Consider the following 15,975-nt stretch of genomic DNA (forward strand, 5'->3'; position numbering starts at 1 on the left):
CAACGGGGTGCCGGCCTTTTCACGTCTGCGCGACCAGTTCGACCTCGTACCCCTGCCCGTCGGTCAGGTAGGCGGCGTAGCTGTCCGGGCCGCCCGCGTGCGGGTGCCGGTCCGGGAACAGCAGCGTCCAGCCGTACCCCGGGGCGGTGGCGACCAGGCGCTCGACGGCGGCCGGCGGGCCGGCGTGGAAGGCCAGGTGGTTCAGGCCGGGCGCGCACCTGTCGTGGGTGCGGCCGGTGAGCGCCGGTGACTGCTCCAGCACGAGGTAGGTCGCGCCGAGGCGCCAGGAGCGGCCGGCGGGCCAGTCCTGGTACGGCGTCCAGCCCAGCTCGCCGAGAAGCCAGCCCCAGGAACGACTGGCCGCCGCCAGGTCGGGTACCCACACCTCCACGTGATGGAGGCCGCCGATGGTCAGCGCTTCCCGCCCGGAACCCATAGCACGTCGCCGTTCGGATTTGCCGTTCTTGACAGGATAAAGAGCAAATCGGAGAGCCGGTTGAGATACTTTGCCGGGAGGGGACTGGTCCGATCGGGGTCGTGTGCGACCAGCGCCCATGCCGCACGCTCGGCGCGCCGGGCGGTCGTCCGTGCCACGTGCAGCAGTGCCGCACCAGCGGTGCCGCCGGGGAGGATGAAGGAGTCGAGCTTGCTCAGGCGCGCGTTGTACTCGTCGCACCAGCCCTCGAGGCGCTCGACGTACTCCTCGGTCACCCGCAGCGGCGGGTACTTCGGGTCCGGCTCCACCGGCGTCGCCAGGTCCGCGCCGACGTCGAACATGTCGTTCTGTACGGACTCCAGCACCGCTCGCAGCTCGTCGGAGAGCTGCCCCAGGGCGAGCGCCACGCCGATGGAGGCGTTGCACTCGTCCACGTCCGCGTACGCGGCGATACGCGGATCGGTCTTCGGCACCTGCTCGTTGTTGCTCAGCCTGGTCATGCCGGCGTCGCCGGCCTTGGTGTAGATGCGCGTGAGGTGGACGGCCATGACGCACAGCCTACGGATACCGGACCTGACCATCCCGGCCCGGCCGAGTCCGGTGGGGCCGGGGGACGCGAGCGATCCGGCGCTCAGCGACGTCGACGTCATCCGGGTACGCGGTGACGCCCGGCTCGACGGCACCGTGCACGTGGTGGGTGCGAAGAACTCCGCGCTGAAACTGATGGCCGCCGCGCTGCTCGCGCCCGGCCGCAGCCTGATCACCAACGTGCCCCGGATCACCGACATCGCGATCATGGGCGAGGTGCTGCGGCGGCTCGGTTGCGGCGTACGCTTCGGCCCGGACGACCCGGTCGACCCGATGGTGGCCCACGGCGGTGTGGAGCGGTCCCGTTCGGTGCTCATCGACGTGCCGGAGCGGCCGGGCGCGGAGGCCGACTACGACCTGGTCCGCCGGCTGCGCGCGTCGATCTGCGTGCTCGGCCCCCTGCTGGCCCGGCGGGGGTACGTGCGGGTGGCGCACCCGGGCGGCGACGCCATCGGCTCGCGCGGCCTGGACATGCACATCGCCGGGCTGGCCCGGATGGGCGCGGAGATCTCCGGTGAGCACGGCTTCGTCATCGCCGAGGCCCCGGGCGGGCTGCACGGCGCGGACATCGTGCTGGACTTCCCGAGCGTGGGCGCGACCGAGAACCTGGTCATGGCGGCGGTGCTGGCCCGGGGCGCCACGACGATCGACAACGCGGCCCGGGAGCCGGAGATCGTCGACATCTGCACCATGCTGAACACCATGGGCGCGCGGATCGAGGGGGCCGGCACCTCGACGCTGCACATCGTCGGCGTACCCGACCTGCGGCCGGTCCGCCATGCCACGGTGGGGGACCGGATCGTGGCCGGCACCTGGGCGTTCGCCGCCGCGATGACCCGCGGCGACGTGACGGTGACCGGCCTGGACCCGGCGTACCTGGCGGTCGCGCTGGACAAGCTGGTCGCGGCCGGCGGCCTGGTCGAGACGCGGGGCGACGCCTTCCGGGTACGGATGGACGACCGCCCCCGGGCGGTCGACGTGGTGACGCTGCCGTACCCGGGCTTCGCCACCGACCTGCTGCCGATGGCGATCGGGCTGGCGGCCGTCAGCGAGGGCGGCTCGCTGATCACCGAGAACATCTTCGACGGCCGGTTCATGTTCGCCAACGAGATGATGCGGCTGGGCGCGGAGATCCGTACCGACGGCCACCACGCGCTGGTGTGCGGCCGGGAGCGGCTGTCCGGCGCCCCGGTACGCGCCACCGACATCCGGGCCGGTGCCGGCCTGATCATCGCCGGGCTCTGCGCCGACGGGCTGACCGAGGTCTCGCACGTGCACCACGTCGACAGGGGCTACCCGGACTTCGTGGCCGACCTGCGGGCGCTCGGCGTCGAGGTGGAACGCGGCACCGCGCCGGAGGAGCCGGACCTGGCCATCTGACGGCCGACGCTTATCCCTCGTTAAGTAGGGTTCTGGCAGACGTTGCAGAACACGGCGAGGGAGAAGCAGATGGCGGGTCGACTCGCGGTCGTCGGTGCCGGGCTGATGGGCTCGGGCATCGCCCAGGTGGCGGCGCAGGCGGGCTGGCAGGTGACGCTGCGCGACATCGACGACGCGGCCACGAAGCGCGGTGTGGACGGCATCCGGAAGTCGCTGACGAAGTTCGCCGAGAAGGGCAAGATCGAGGCGTCCGACGTCGAGGCGACGCTGGGCCGGATCACGCCGACCACCGACCTGGAGGCCGCCGCCGACGCGGACATCGTGGTCGAGGCGGTCTTCGAGAAGATCGAGATCAAGCACGAGGTGTTCCGCGCGCTCGACAAGATCTGCAAGGCGGACGCGGTGCTCGCCACCAACACGTCGGCCATCCCGGTGACCCAGATCGCCACCGCCACCGAGCGCCCGGAGTCGGTCGTCGGCACGCACTTCTTCTCGCCGGTGCCGATGATGAAGCTCTGCGAGCTGGTACGCGGTTACAAGACCAGCGACGCGACCATGGACACGGTGAAGTCGTTCGCCGAGGGGATCGGCAAGACCGTGGTGGTCGTCAACCGGGACATCGCCGGTTTCGTCACCACCCGGCTGATCTGCGCGCTGGCGATGGAGGCGGTCAAGCTCGTCGAGTCCGGCGTGATCTCCGCCGAGGACCTGGACACCGCCTGCAAGCTGGGCTTCGGCCACGCCATGGGCCCGCTCGCCACCGTCGACCTGACCGGCGTGGACGTGCTCCTGAACGCCACCCGCAACATCTACACCGACACCGCGGACGAGAAGTTCTTCCCGCCGGAGCTGCTCCAGCGCATGGCCACCGCCGGTGACCTGGGCCGCAAGACCGGCCAGGGCTTCTACTCGTACTGACCGGCCCGTCGTTCCGCCCCCGGCCCCGCGCGGCCGGGGGCGGTTCACGTCCGGGGCCGGTTCAGGTGCGGGGCCGGTTCACGTCCGGGGCGGGCTCAGCGCGGCGCCGATCAGCGCGAACGCGTCCGGGATGACCGTGCCCCAGTAGCCGAAGTTGTGCCGCCCGTCGGCCCAGGCGGCGCGTACCGGCTCCTCGGGCAGCACCCGGGCCAGCGCCCGAACGTCCTTGAGGAAGTTGTCCTGCCGCCCGCACCACAGCCCGACCGGGGTGCCGCGCAGCTTCTCCACGCCGGTGAAGACCGCGTCGCCGGGGCTCACCGCGGGGGAGAAGGCCGCCGCCATCCGCAACCACTTCGGGTACGTCTCGGCCAGCAGCAGCGCGCCGAAGCCGCCCATCGACCAGCCCCACACGGCCAGCCGGCTGCTGTCGAAACCGCGCCGGGCGCACCAGGTGGGCACCTCCTCGCGCACCATCCGCTGCGGATCGTCGTCACCGGCGGCGCGCCAGGACAGCCGCCCACCGGTGGCGCCCGCGAGCGCGAACGGCGGGGCGCCCCGGCGTACCGCGTCGGTGAGGAAGCGGGCCAGCCCGAACCGGCCGTAGTCGCGCGGGGTGGCCGACGCGCCGTGCAGCACCAGGCAGACGGGCAGGCCGCGGCCGTCGCCGTACCCCTCGGGCACCGCCGTCCAGAAGTCCACCTCGCGGCCCCGCGCGCCGGACGCGATGCGGATCAGCCGTTCGTCGCCGGGCGGGGCGTCCGGCAGGGCCGGTGCCGGCCCTGGGCGGGGGCCGGACAGCTGCCGGGCGGCCAGGCCGCCGACCACCGCGGCGCCGGCCACGCCGGCGGCGGCGCCGAGCAGGGTACGCCGGGTCAGCGTCGATGCCATGCGGGCGAGTGTGCCACCGCCGGGCGCGCGTTAAGAAGGGGCCCTTCCTTAACCGCAGGCGTTAAGAGGGGGCCCTTCCTTACACCTCAGCCGTCGCGCTTGGTGGTCCAGCGGAACGTGGTCAGGCACAGCACCAGGCCGATGACGCACCACGCGCCCAGGACCAGCGCGACGGTGCCCAGCTCGAACGAGCCGCCCGGCTCCCGGGCGCCGAAGCTGTCCGGCAGGAAGACCGAGCGCAGCCCCTGGCACATCCACTTGAGCGGGAAGATCGCCGCGACCTGCTGCATCCAGGTGGGCAGGCTGGTGAAGACGAAGAACACGCCGGAGATGAACTGGAGGACCAGCGCGACCGGGGTGACCACCGCCGAGCCGCTGCGGGCGGTACGGGCCAGCGACGAGATGGCGATGCCGCAGAGCGTGCAGGCGGTGACGCCGAGGACGGAGACCCAGGCGAACGTCAGCCACTTGGCGGTGGTCTGCGGCAGGTCCAGGTCGAACATCGCCACCGAGACGGCGAGCAGCAGCACGGTCTCGGCGATGCCGATGACCACCACCATGATCACCTTGCCGGCGAACCAGACCCACTTCGGCATCGGCGTACCGCGGTAGCGCTTGAGTACGCCCCGGTCCCGTTCGATCGGGATCCAGATGCCGAGGTTCTGGAAGCTGACGGTCATCAGGCCGGTCGCGATCATGCCGGTGATGAAGTACTGCGTGTAGCTCACCCCGGGCGCGATCTCGTCACTGAAGATCGCGGCGAAAATCAGGATCATGATGATCGGGAAGCCCATCGTGAACACGACGGACTCCCGGCTGCGCAGGAACTGGGTGATCTCCAGCCGCCCCTGACGCAGCGCCAGCGCGCCCGCGCCGGGCCGCCGGGCCGCGGCGGCGGTGACCGGGGCCGCGGGGTTAGTCGTGGTGGTCATGAGTGTCCGATCATCCGCAGGTAGACGTCTTCCAGGGTCGGCCGGGTCACGGTGAGGCCGGGCACCTCGCCGCCGAAGCGCGCGGCCAGGTCGTACACCAGCGCCGTCGGCGTCGCGGTCTCCGCCGAGGCCGGTGTCCCGTCCGGGGTACGCCAGGAGACCGTCGCCAGCGACTCCTGCCGGTTGCCCAGCCGGTTCGGCGGCGCGACCTCGATCACCCGCCCGGCGGCGATCACGCCGACCCGGTCGGCGAGCGCCTCGGCCTCGTCCAGGTAGTGGGTGGTGAGCACGATCGTGGTGCCGGCGGCGGACAGGTCCCGGATCAGCTCCCAGAACTCGCGCCGGGCCTCCGGGTCGAAGCCGGTGGTCGGCTCGTCGAGGAAAAGGAGCTCGGGGCGGCCGATGATGCCCAGCGCCACGTCCAGGCGGCGCTTCTGCCCGCCGGAGAGCGTGTGCGTACGCGCCTTGGCCTTGGCGCCCAGCCCGACCCGCTCGACCACCTTGTCCGGGTCGTCGGCGCCCGGGTAGAAGCCGGAGAAGTGGCGGACCACCTCGATGACGCTGAGCTCGTCGAACTCGCCGGTGCCCTGGAGCACGATGCCGACCCGGGAGCGCCAGTCGGCGTCGGGGTGGGCGGGGTCGGCGCCGAGGACGCGTACCTCGCCGGCGTCGCGCTGCCGGTAGCCCTCCAGGATCTCGACAGTGGTGGTCTTGCCGGCGCCGTTGGGGCCGAGCAGGGCGAACACCTCGCCCCGGCGGACGTCCAGGTCCACCCCGGCCACGGCGACGTTGTCGCCGTACGCCTTGCGCAGCCCTCGCACGGAAATCGCGAGCTCGTTCTCCATGACGTCAAGTGTGCGTCGTGCAGCCGCCCGCTCCGCTGCCGGGTCAGCTATATACGCGAGGTATACACTCGGTGTATTCTCTGCTCATGACGGTTCCCCTGACCCTGCTCGGCCTGCTCGAACGCGAGCCGAGCCACGGCTACGACCTCAAGCGCGACTACGACACCTTCTTCGGGCGCGGCAAGCCCCTGCCGTACGGGCAGGTCTACTCGACGCTGAGCCGGCTGGCCCGCGACGGCAAGGTGGTGGTCGGCGACGTCGCTCCGGGCGCCGGGCCGGACCGCAAGCGCTACGTCATCACCGACGTGGGCGCCACCGAGGTCGAGCACTGGCTGACCGAGCCGGTCGAACCGGAACCGCACCTGCAGACCCTGCTGTTCACCAAGGTCGTGCTCGCGCTGATGCTCGACCGCCCGGCCGAGGAGTACCTGGACACCCAGCGCGCCGCGCACCTGCGCCGGATGCGCGAACTCACCGAGATCAAGCGCAGCGGCGAACTCGTCGACGTGATGCTGGCCGACCACGGCCTCTACCACCTCGAGGCGGACCTGCGGTGGATCGAGACGACGGGCGCCCGGCTGGACGCCCTGCGAAAGGCGGTACGGCCATGAGCCCGATGATCGAGGCACGCGACGTTACGTACGCGTTCGGCGAGACACCCGCCCTGCGCGGCGCGAGCCTCGCCGTGGCCGCCGGTGAGGTCGTCGCCGTGATGGGACCGAGCGGTTCCGGCAAGTCGACACTGCTGCACTGCCTGGCCGGCATCCTGCGCCCCGACTCCGGTGAGGTCCGGTTCGACGGCACCCGGATCGACACGCTCGGCGAGGCCGACCGCAGCGCGCTGCGCCGCGACAGCTTCGGCTTCGTCTTCCAGTTCGGCCAGCTCGTGCCGGAACTCACCGCGGCGGAGAACGTGGCGCTGCCGCTGCTGCTGCGCGGTGTCCGCCGCACTCCGGCGCTGCGCGCCGCGCGGGGCTGGTTCGAGCGGCTCGGCCTGGCCGGCATGGAGCACCGCCGCTCGGGCGAACTGTCCGGCGGGCAGGCCCAGCGGGTCGCGCTGGCCCGCGGCCTGGTCGCCGAGCCCCGGGTGCTGTTCGCCGACGAGCCCACCGGCGCGCTCGACTCGCTCACCGGCGAGGAGGTGATGACGCTGCTGGTGGACGCCGCCCGCGAGAAGGGCACCACAGTCGTCCTGGTGACGCACGAGGCGCGCATCGCGGCGTACGCCGACCGGGAGGTCATGGTGCGCGACGGCCGGGTCAACGCCCCCGCCGGGGTCGCCTCGTGATCGGGCTCGCGCTCCGGCTCGCCGTCGCGGGTGGCCGGGAGGCGCTGGTCCGGCTGGTCGCCATCGCCGCCGCCGTCGCGGTCGGCACCGGCCTGCTGCTCACCACGCTCGCCGGTGTGCACGCCACCGACGCCCAGCTCACCCGCTACGCGTCGATGTACCCGCAGGAGACGGCGGGCGGGTCCGCCGACCCGCTGCTGTGGTCGACCCGGTTTGACTACTTCCGGGGCGATCAGATCGTTCGCGTCGACGTCGCCGCCACCGGTCCGGACGCGCCCACGCCGATCGGCGTTCCCCGCGCGCCGGGGCCCGGCGAGTACTACGCCTCCCCGGCGCTGCGGAAGCTGCTGGCCACCACCCCCGCCGACCAGCTCGCCGACCGCTACCCGGGCCGGGACCTCGGCGTCGTCGGGCCGGCGGCGCTCACCTCGCCGGACACCCTGCTCGTCCTGGTCGGCGGCACCCCGGAGCAGGTGGGGAAGCTGGACCAGGTCAGGAAGGTCACCCGGCTCGACGACAACCGGGCTCCGCTGCCGAGGGCGGCGATCGACCTCATCCTCGGCGTGGCCGCGGGCGGACTGCTGTTTCCCGTTCTCGTCTTCATCGGCACGGCGACCCGGCTGGGCGCCGCCCGCCGGGAGCAGCGGTTCGCCGCGATGCGGCTGGTCGGGGCCACGCCCCGGCAGATCTCGACGGTCGCGGCCGTCGAGGCCGCGCTCGCGGCGGCGGCCGGCGCGGCGGCCGGCTTCGCGGTGTTCTTCGCGTTCCGCGGGCAGCTCGCCGGCATCCCGTTCACCGGCATGCCGTTCTTCCCCGGCGACATGGCCATCGGTGCGCCGGAGGCCGTCCTGGTGGCGCTCGGCGTGCCGGCGGGCGCGGCGGCCGCGGCCTGGGTCGCGCTGCGCCGGGTCCGGATCTCCCCACTCGGTGTCAGCCGCCGCGTCACACCCCGGCCGCCCCGGGTGTACCGGCTGATCCCGCTCGCGCTCGGCCTGGCCGGGCTGGGCTTCGCCCTGGTGTACCGGCCGCCCACGTCGGACGGCCAGACCGCGCTGTTCCTGCCCGCCCTGCTGCTGGTCATGGTCGGCCTGATCACCGGCGGCCCGTGGCTGACCATGGTCGGCGCCCGGGCGATGGCCGCCCGGGCCAGCCGGCCGGCCGCGCTGATCGCCGCACGCCGGCTCGCCGACAACCCGTCCGCCGGGTTCCGGGCGGTGAGCGGCGTGATGCTCGCGCTGTTCGTCACGACGGTGGCCGTGGGCGTGATGGGGACGATCGCGCACGAGCGCGGTCCGGCGCCCCGGGGTTCCCTGGAGGCCGGCCGGCTGTCGATGGTGCTGATGGACGACGCCCCGGCGCCGGGCACGCTGCTGGCCGATCTGGCGGCGGTTCCCGGCGTCCGCAACCCGGTGCTCGTCCGGGAGAACCCGGTACGCGGTGACGGCCGCGACTCCGGGGTGATCGCCTGCGCGGACATCCCGCCCGCCTACGGGCGGTGCGCAGCCGGCGCGAGCGTCGCCGAGGTGCCGCCGGGCCTGATCCCCTGGCGGGAGTCCGCCTCGGCCGACCGGGTCTGGCCGTCGTCCCCGGTGGACCCGGCTGCCCTCGCGGGACTCCCGGCGGATTCGGTGGCGGTCGACGCGGAGGACCCGGTGGCGGTGGAGCGGGCCCGGACGGTCCTCGAAGCCGCATTCCCCACGTTCTTCGTGGCCCCGAACGTGCCCGGCGACTTCGAGGCCGACTTCGCCGACACCATGCGGGGCTGGCAGCGGCTGGCCGACCTCGTCGTGGTGGCCGGTCTCGCGCTCGCCGGATGCAGCCTGGCCGTGGCCGTGGCGGCCGGTCTCAGTGAACGGAGGCGGCCGTTCAGCCTGCTGCGGCTCAGTGGTGCCCCGGTGCGGCTGCTGCGCCGCGTGGTAGCAGTGGAGAGCGTGGTGCCGCTGCTGACCGTCGCCGTGGTCGCGGTCGGGATGGGGCTGGCCGCCGCGCACCTGTTCCTGCGCGCGCAGATGGACTACGACCTGCGCCTACCGGGGATCGGGTTCGCCGCCGTGGTGGTCCTCGGCGTGCTGGGCTGCCTCGCGGTCGTCGCCGCCACCCTGCCGCTGCTGGAACGGATCACCGGCCCGGAGACCGCCCGCAGCGAGTGACCCGTACGGTGGGCCGGCCGCGCGCCGGCCCACCGGTGCGGGCACCGGGTTGTGTGGTTTTCCACACTCTCTTTTACTGAACGGTAACTTAAACTCCGGCCATGGACGACGCGATGCCGGGACGGCTGCCCGAGCGGGACCGCCCGTGGGTGATGCGCACGTACGCCGGGCACTCCTCCGCCGCGGCCACCAACGCGCTCTTCCGCCGCAACCTGGCGAAGGGGCAGACCGGCCTGTCGGTCGCCTTCGACCTGCCCACCCAGACCGGGTACGACCCGGACCACGAGCTGGCCTCCGGTGAGGTGGGCCGGGTGGGCGTGCCGGTGGCGCACCTGGGCGACATGCGGGCGCTGTTCGAGGGCATCCCGCTGGCCGAGATGAACACCTCGATGACCATCAACGCCCCGGCGATGTGGCTGCTCGGCCTCTACGGCACCGTCGCCGCCGAGCAGGGCGCGGAGCTGAGCCGCTGCGCCGGCACCACCCAGAACGACATCATCAAGGAGTACCTGTCCCGGGGGACGTACATCTTCCCGCCGGCGGCGTCGCTGCGGCTGACCGCCGACGTGATCGCGTACACGCTGCGCGAGATGCCCCGGTGGAACCCGGTCAACATCTGCTCGTACCACCTCCAGGAGGCGGGCGCTACGCCGGTGCAGGAGGTCGGCTTCGCACTGGCCACCGCCGTCGCCGTGCTGGACACCGTGCGCGACTCCGGTCAGGTGCCGCCCGAGCGGATGGGCGACGTGGTCCAGCGGATCTCGTTCTTCGTCAACGCCGGGGTGCGCTTCGTCGAGGAGATCGCCAAGATGCGCGCGTTCGGCGCGCTCTGGGACGAGATCACCCGCGACCGCTACGGCGTGGAGAACCCGAAGCAGCGCCGGTTCCGCTACGGCGTACAGGTCAACTCGCTGGGCCTGACCGAGGCGCAGCCGGAGAACAACATCCAGCGCATCGTGCTGGAGATGCTCGGCGTCACGCTGTCCCGCGACGCCCGCGCCCGCGCCGTGCAGCTGCCCGCCTGGAACGAGGCGCTGGGCCTGCCCCGCCCGTGGGACCAGCAGTGGTCGCTGCGCATGCAGCAGGTGCTGGCGTACGAGTCGGACCTGCTGGAGTACCCGGACCTGTTTGCCGGCTCGCACGTGATGACCGCGCTGGTCGACGACATCGTCTCCGGCGCCCGCGTCGAGCTGGAGAAGGTGCTGGAGATGGGCGGCGTGGTCACCGCCGTCGAGTCCGGCTACCTCAAGAGCGCGCTGGTGGCCTCGCTCGCCGACCGGCGCCGCCGGATGGAGTCCGGCTCGGACGTGGTGGTCGGCGTCAACCGGTTCACCGAGACCGAGCCGTCCCCGCTGACCGCGGCGGGCGCCGAGGCGATCGAGCAGGTGGACCCGGCCGTCGAGGAGGCGGCCACCGACGGCGTCCGCCGGTGGCGGGCCGACCGGGACGCGGCGGCGGTGGAGGCGGCGCTGGCGAAGCTGCGCGCGGACGCGGCCACCACGGCGAACCTGATGCCCGCGACGCTGGACTGCGTGCGGGCCGGGGTCACCACCGGCGAGTGGGCGGGCGCGCTGCGCCAGGTCTACGGCGAGTACCGCGCGCCGACCGGCCTGGCCGGGGCGGTCGGGACAGCCGGTGACGCGACCCTCGCCGGAGTTCGGGAGCGGGTCGTCGCGACCGCCCGAGAGCTGGGCAGCGGGCGGCTGCGGCTGCTGGTCGGCAAGCCGGGGCTGGACGGGCACTCCAACGGCGCCGAGCAGATCGCGGTACGCGCCCGCGACGCCGGCTTCGAGGTGGTCTACCAGGGCATCCGGCTGACCGCCGGGCAGATCGTGGCGGCCGCGGTGGAGGAGGACGTCGACCTGGTCGGCCTCTCCGTGCTGTCCGGTTCGCACCTGGCCGCCGTGCCGGCGGTGCTGGACGGGCTGCGCGCCGCCGGACGGGGTGACCTGCCGGTGGTGGTGGGCGGGATCATCCCGGCCGCCGACGCCGAGGCGCTGCGCGCCGCAGGAGTGGCCCGGGTGTTCACGCCGAAGGACTTCGCGCTCACCGGCATCATCGACGAGCTGGTCACAGTGATCCGCGAGGCCAACGCGCTGGCGTGAAAGGAAGGGCCCCTTGTTAACGCCTCCGGTAGAGAAGGGGCCCCTTCTCAACACCCGCTCGCGTGGGGGTCAGCGGCTCTCGTAGGTCATGCAGTCGGCCATGTCCATGTCGGGGCCGACGGTGATGGCCGGGGCGTGACACTCCAGGTCGGCGTTGTGCCGGCAGTCGGCGCGCGAGCACGCCCCGACCTGGGCGACCAACTGGTCGAGACCACCGCGCACCGGCATCTCCACGAACGTGTGGCAGTGGGCGTGGTCGCTGCTGCCGATCGTGATGGCGAAGGCGTGGCAGTCGTTCGTGTGGTTGTAGGCGCAGGACCGGACGGCGCACTCCTGGACCCGGGGCATCTCCAACGACGCGGTCATCTCCCGTACCTCCTTGGGTGTCTTGCCCCGATTTTAGAGGTTTTGGGCGTCGGTGCGGGTCAGACGCGGAAGCCCGCCGCCCGGGCGGCGGCGCGTTCCCGCCGCCGCTCCCGGCGGCGGCGGAACAGCCACGGCACGAAGAACACCAGGGCGACCAGGAACACCAGGACCAGCACCGGCAGCAGCAGCGCCACCACCGACATGACCACGCTCGTCGCGTCCTCGGCGGTGCTGGCCACCGGCGCGCCCACCCCGGCGGTGGTCGCGTTGATGACCGGCCGGGCGACGGCCTTGAGCAGGTGTACGCCGAGCGCGATGAGCACGCCGACCACCACCGGCACCCACTGGTGCGTGGAGAAGAACGTGTCCGGGTCGCTCACCGTGACGGTCTCCGAGCCGGCGCCCGCGCCGAACGCGAGCCCGCCGGCGGTCGGCCGGACCACCGTCTGCACCACGTCGTTGACGTGGTCGACCACCGGCACCTTGTCGGCCACCACCTCGACCGCGAGCAGGACGGCGAGGATGAGCACCACCCAGCCGTTGCCGAGCCACTGCCAGCCGCTCGGCAGCTCGACCAGATCGGTGTAGCGGGACAGCAGCCCCATCAGCAGCAGCGGGATGTAGGCGTTCAGGCCCGCCGAGGCGGCCAGACCGGAACCGGTGAGGACTTCGAGCACGATCTCAATATGGCACCGGTGCGCCAGTGGCGCTCGTCGGCGTCCGCCGGGGCCTCGGCTACCCTCGGCGGGTGCGGTTGGTGATTGCGAAGTGCTCAGTGGACTACGTCGGACGGCTCTCGGCCCATCTGCCCCCGGCGACCCGGTTGCTGATGGTGAAGGCGGACGGGTCGGTGTCGATCCACGCCGACGACCGGGCCTACAAGCCGTTGAACTGGATGAGCCCGCCGTGTCGGCTGGAGGAGGCCCCCGGTGTCTGGCGGGTGGTGAACAAGGCCGGCGAGGAGCTGCGCATCACCCTGGAGGAAATCTTCCAGGACACCTCGTACGAGCTGGGTGTGGACCCGGGCCTGCGCAAGGACGGCGTCGAGGCCCACCTGCAGGAACTGCTCGCCGCGAACCCGGAGACGCTGGGGGAGGGCTTCACGCTGGTCCGGCGGGAGTACATGACCGCGATCGGGCCGGTCGACCTGCTCTGCCGGGACGCGGTCGGCGGTGCGGTGGCGGTCGAGGTGAAGCGGCGCGGCGAGATCGACGGCGTGGAGCAGCTCACCCGCTACCTGGAGCTGATGAACCGCGATCCGCTGCTCGCGCCGGTGGCCGGGGTGTTCGCCGCGCAGGAGATCAAGCCGCAGGCGCGGGTGCTCGCCACCGACCGGGGGATCCGTTGCGTGGTGGTCGACTACGACAAGCTGCGCGGCATCGAGCGCGACGAGCTGACGCTGTTCTGAGGCGCTGCCTCAGCGGCCCCGGCCGTACATCAGCTTGGCGATCTTGATGATCCGGGCGACGTCGGCCGGGGTGCGCTCGAACGTCATGGCCGGCAGCAGCGACCGGGCCCGGCGGCGGGTGACCGACTTGGGCCGGCCGAACTCCCGCAGCCCCTCCTCGCCGTGGATGCGGCCGATGCCGGACTCGCCGGTGCCGCCGAACGGCAGCGTGGACATGCCGGCGAAGGTCAACGCCGAGTTGACCGAGGCCATCCCGGAACGCAGCCGCCGCGCCACCGCCACCGCCCGCACCCGGCCGAAAACCGAACCCCCGAGACCGTACGGCAGCGCGTTGGCCCGCTCGACCGCCTCGTCCACGTCGCGGACCCGGTTGACCACGAGCGTCGGGCCGAACGTCTCCTCCCGCACGGCGGCCGAGTCCTCCGGCACGTCGACGAGCACCGTCGGATGCACGTACGGCGGCTGGACCGCCTCCGGCCCGCCCAGTACCGCCCGGCCGCCGCGGCTGACCGCGTCGTCGATGTGCCGCCGGATGATGTCGATCTGCGACGGCATGGTGATCGGGCCGAGGTCGGACCCGTCGGCGCCCACTGTGAGCCGCCCGGCCTTCGCCACCACCTTCTCCACGAACGCGTCGAAGACCTGGTCGACCGCGTAGACCCGCTCGATGCCGATGCACGTCTGGCCGGCGTTCGTCATCCCGCCCCACACGCACGCCTCCGCCGCGGCGTCCAGGTCGGCGTCGCTGTCCACGATCATCGCGTCCTTGCCGCCGGCCTCCAGCAGCACCGGGGTGAGCGTCTCGGCGCAGGCGGCCATCACACGCTTCGCGGTGGCGGTCGAGCCGGTGAAGGCGACCTTGCCGACCCCGGAGCGGCACAGCGCCGCGCCGACCGCGCCGAACCCGTGCACCACCTGGAACACCAGCTGCTCCGGCACCACCTCGGCGAACCTGTCGACCAGCCACTGGCCGACCGCCGGGGTGTACTCGCTCGGCTTGAACACCACGGCGTTGCCGGCCGCGAGCGCGTACGCGGCGGAGCCGATCGGCGTGAAGACCGGGTAGTTCCACGGGCCGATCACTCCGACCACGCCGTACGGCTGGTATTCCAGGTGGCCGCTGAACTCGGCGAGGACCAGCCGGGAACGGACCCGGCGCGGCCCGAGCACCCGCTGCGCGTTGCGGGCCGCCCAGTCGATGTGCTCCAGCGCGGTGAGGATCTCCACCACGGCGTCGCCGACCGGCTTGCCGCCCTCGGTGTGCATCAGGTCGGCCAGTTCCTCGATCCGCCGCGCGAGCACGCCGCGCCAGCGCTGCAGGCGGGCCCTCCGGCCGGCGAAGCCGAGCCCGGCCCACCAGTCGCCGGCCTCCCGGGCGCGGTCGACGGCGGCACGCACGTCCGCCTCGGCGGCCAGCGGGAATCGGCCCGCCTCGGCGCCGGTGGCCGGGCTGGTCGACACCAGTAGACCCTCGGAGATGAGCGGGGCGCCCGGCACATGAACAGCGGTCATGGCCGAAGTCTAGACCCGAGGATTACTCGCCGGTAGGTGTCGAATGCGTCGTACGCTGCGCGGACGATCAGCCCGTCGCATCGACGGAGATGCCGTCCGAAACGGCGAACGGGAGATGACCGGCCGGGGTCACGGGGGTGACCGCGCGGTGGTGCAAGCCACTACGGTGAGGTGGCAGGCTGACGCCGCGGGGCGATGTGGGGTGGAGGTCGACTGTCCATGGAGGAGCATCCTGAGCTGATGCCGTTGCTGACGGTGTCCGGCGGGGCGATGCGAGGGCTCACGTTCCGGGTCGGCCAGGACGCGCAGGTGATCGGCCGGGCGCCGACCGCCGACATCGTGCTCGCCGACCCGCACCTGAGCCGGCGGCACGCCACCGTCCGGGCCACCCCGGAAGGGGTGCTGCTCACCGACCTCGGCTCGACCAACGGCACCTGGCTCAACGACACCCGGGTCACCGGCAGCGTGGCGATCGCCGACGGCGACGTGGTCCGGCTGGGCCGCACCGACCTGCGTCTCTACGACCCGGGCGTGGCCCGGACCGACCCGGTCGGGATGAGCTTCGGCGCGCTGCGCCGCGACCAGCGCCCCACCCTGCCGCTGCCCGTCCCCGGGCCGCGCCAGCCGATCGAGGCGCGCGAGGCGCAGCCGGCCGACGTCAGCTAGCGGCCCCGGCCCTCGCTGATTCCCGGCATCCGCCCGATGGGCGTCGAGGGCAGGTTGATTCCTCCACGGCTGCTGCCCACCGGCACCCGCTGGGCCGTCGAGGCCACCCTGAGCCCTCGACGGGCGCTGATTCCCGTTGCTCGCTGAGCCCTCGCGTCCGCGCTGACCCCGGCCGCGCGCCGCTCGCGCGCCCAGTCCGGCGGCGCAGGAGCGCGCGCCCCGCCACCCGCCGGCCTCCCCAGCGCCCCTCCCCGGCCCGCCCACTCGCGGTGATCAAGGAGTTTGGGTACGGAAACAGCTCCCGCGGTGACGCAAACTCCTTGATCACCGCCGTGACGCGAGCGGCGACCGGAATCGCCGACGAGCCCTCCGACGGGCCGGTGATCAAGGAGTTTGGGTACGGAAAAGCCTGGTGCGGCGACACAAACTCCTTGATCACCGCGGGTGATGGGCCGCCGGCCGACCAGCGATGGGGCCGGCGGACGGGCGGGCC

The 15,975-nt window shown here is 72.8% G+C and carries 16 protein-coding genes; 8 read left to right on the plus strand and 8 right to left on the minus strand.

From position 1 onward, the window contains the following. Positions 1–19: 19 nt before the first annotated feature. On the minus strand, positions 20–436 hold the full coding sequence (locus O7604_RS14760; RefSeq protein ID WP_281579887.1) for a VOC family protein: 417 nt from the start codon (positions 434–436) through the stop codon (positions 20–22). Further along, positions 412–984 (minus strand): cob(I)yrinic acid a,c-diamide adenosyltransferase, encoded by a 573-nt coding sequence (locus O7604_RS14765; protein ID WP_043328669.1) that lies wholly within the window; start codon positions 982–984, stop codon positions 412–414. Before O7604_RS14765 ends, O7604_RS14760 begins: the two co-directional genes overlap by 25 nt. Between O7604_RS14765 and murA the strand changes: the two genes are divergently transcribed. Further along, the gene (gene murA / locus O7604_RS14770) at positions 983–2,404 is read left to right on the plus strand and encodes a UDP-N-acetylglucosamine 1-carboxyvinyltransferase (protein WP_269704368.1); all 1,422 of its coding nucleotides are present in this window, start codon (positions 983–985) and stop codon (positions 2,402–2,404) included. The genes O7604_RS14765 and murA overlap by 2 nt on opposite strands. Positions 2,405–2,473: 69 nt before the next feature. Then, a complete protein-coding gene (locus O7604_RS14775) occupies positions 2,474–3,322 on the plus strand; it encodes a 3-hydroxyacyl-CoA dehydrogenase family protein (RefSeq protein WP_135241796.1) in 849 nt (282 codons plus the stop codon). A 78-nt stretch (positions 3,323–3,400) separates the two neighbouring features. Here O7604_RS14775 and O7604_RS14780 read toward each other — a convergent pair whose 3' ends face one another. The 3 genes from O7604_RS14780 to O7604_RS14790 all read right to left on the minus strand — a co-directional run bounded on the left by O7604_RS14780 (position 3,401) and on the right by O7604_RS14790 (position 5,987). Then, a complete protein-coding gene (locus tag O7604_RS14780) occupies positions 3,401–4,210 on the minus strand; it encodes an alpha/beta hydrolase-fold protein (protein ID WP_281579888.1) in 810 nt (269 codons plus the stop codon). A gap of 86 nt (positions 4,211–4,296) precedes the next feature. After that, positions 4,297–5,142, minus strand: a complete 846-nt coding sequence (locus O7604_RS14785) for an ABC transporter permease (protein ID WP_043328679.1) — start codon at positions 5,140–5,142, stop codon at positions 4,297–4,299. Next, on the minus strand, positions 5,139–5,987 hold the full coding sequence (locus tag O7604_RS14790; RefSeq protein ID WP_281579889.1) for an ABC transporter ATP-binding protein: 849 nt from the start codon (positions 5,985–5,987) through the stop codon (positions 5,139–5,141). The genes O7604_RS14785 and O7604_RS14790 overlap by 4 nt, the downstream gene beginning before the upstream one ends. Before the next feature lie 86 nt (positions 5,988–6,073). On the opposite strand from O7604_RS14790, the gene O7604_RS14795 reads away from it, so the two are divergent. From O7604_RS14795 to O7604_RS14810, 4 genes are all read left to right on the plus strand, one after another. Then, the gene (locus O7604_RS14795) at positions 6,074–6,598 is read left to right on the plus strand and encodes a PadR family transcriptional regulator (RefSeq protein WP_091422661.1); all 525 of its coding nucleotides are present in this window, start codon (positions 6,074–6,076) and stop codon (positions 6,596–6,598) included. After that, complete coding sequence (locus tag O7604_RS14800; RefSeq protein WP_194800601.1) at positions 6,595–7,275, plus strand: ABC transporter ATP-binding protein; 681 nt, start codon at positions 6,595–6,597, stop codon at positions 7,273–7,275. The genes O7604_RS14795 and O7604_RS14800 overlap by 4 nt, the downstream gene beginning before the upstream one ends. After that, on the plus strand, positions 7,272–9,425 hold the full coding sequence (locus O7604_RS14805; RefSeq protein WP_281579890.1) for an ABC transporter permease: 2,154 nt from the start codon (positions 7,272–7,274) through the stop codon (positions 9,423–9,425). Before O7604_RS14800 ends, O7604_RS14805 begins: the two co-directional genes overlap by 4 nt. A gap of 101 nt (positions 9,426–9,526) precedes the next feature. Further along, a complete protein-coding gene (locus O7604_RS14810; RefSeq protein WP_281579891.1) occupies positions 9,527–11,530 on the plus strand; it encodes a protein meaA in 2,004 nt (667 codons plus the stop codon). Positions 11,531–11,599: 69 nt separating this feature from the next. Here O7604_RS14810 and O7604_RS14815 read toward each other — a convergent pair whose 3' ends face one another. Together O7604_RS14815 and O7604_RS14820 are read right to left on the minus strand one after the other, a co-directional pair. Continuing rightward, positions 11,600–11,896 (minus strand): DUF1540 domain-containing protein, encoded by a 297-nt coding sequence (locus O7604_RS14815; protein WP_013288237.1) that lies wholly within the window; start codon positions 11,894–11,896, stop codon positions 11,600–11,602. Between the two features lie 59 nt (positions 11,897–11,955). Beyond that, positions 11,956–12,573: a DUF4126 domain-containing protein gene (locus O7604_RS14820; protein WP_262014017.1), complete on the minus strand. Its 618-nt coding sequence runs from the start codon at positions 12,571–12,573 to the stop codon at positions 11,956–11,958. 71 nt (positions 12,574–12,644) lie between these two features. On the opposite strand from O7604_RS14820, the gene nucS reads away from it, so the two are divergent. After that, positions 12,645–13,304 carry an endonuclease NucS gene (gene nucS, locus O7604_RS14825; RefSeq protein ID WP_030503891.1) on the plus strand — a complete coding sequence of 220 codons (660 nt, stop codon included), beginning with the start codon at positions 12,645–12,647 and terminating at the stop codon, positions 13,302–13,304. Between the two features lie 9 nt (positions 13,305–13,313). On the opposite strand, the gene O7604_RS14830 is transcribed toward nucS, so the two are convergent. Further along, positions 13,314–14,816, minus strand: a complete 1,503-nt coding sequence (locus tag O7604_RS14830) for an aldehyde dehydrogenase family protein (protein ID WP_281579892.1) — start codon at positions 14,814–14,816, stop codon at positions 13,314–13,316. Positions 14,817–15,035: 219 nt separating this feature from the next. On the opposite strand from O7604_RS14830, the gene O7604_RS14835 reads away from it, so the two are divergent. Then, positions 15,036–15,482, plus strand: coding sequence for an FHA domain-containing protein (locus tag O7604_RS14835; RefSeq protein WP_269704378.1), 447 nt, complete (start codon positions 15,036–15,038; stop codon positions 15,480–15,482). Positions 15,483–15,975: the final 493 nt, after the last annotated feature.

The sequence above is a fragment of the Micromonospora sp. WMMA1947 genome, assembly GCF_027497355.1.
Lineage (GTDB): Bacteria > Actinomycetota > Actinomycetes > Mycobacteriales > Micromonosporaceae > Micromonospora.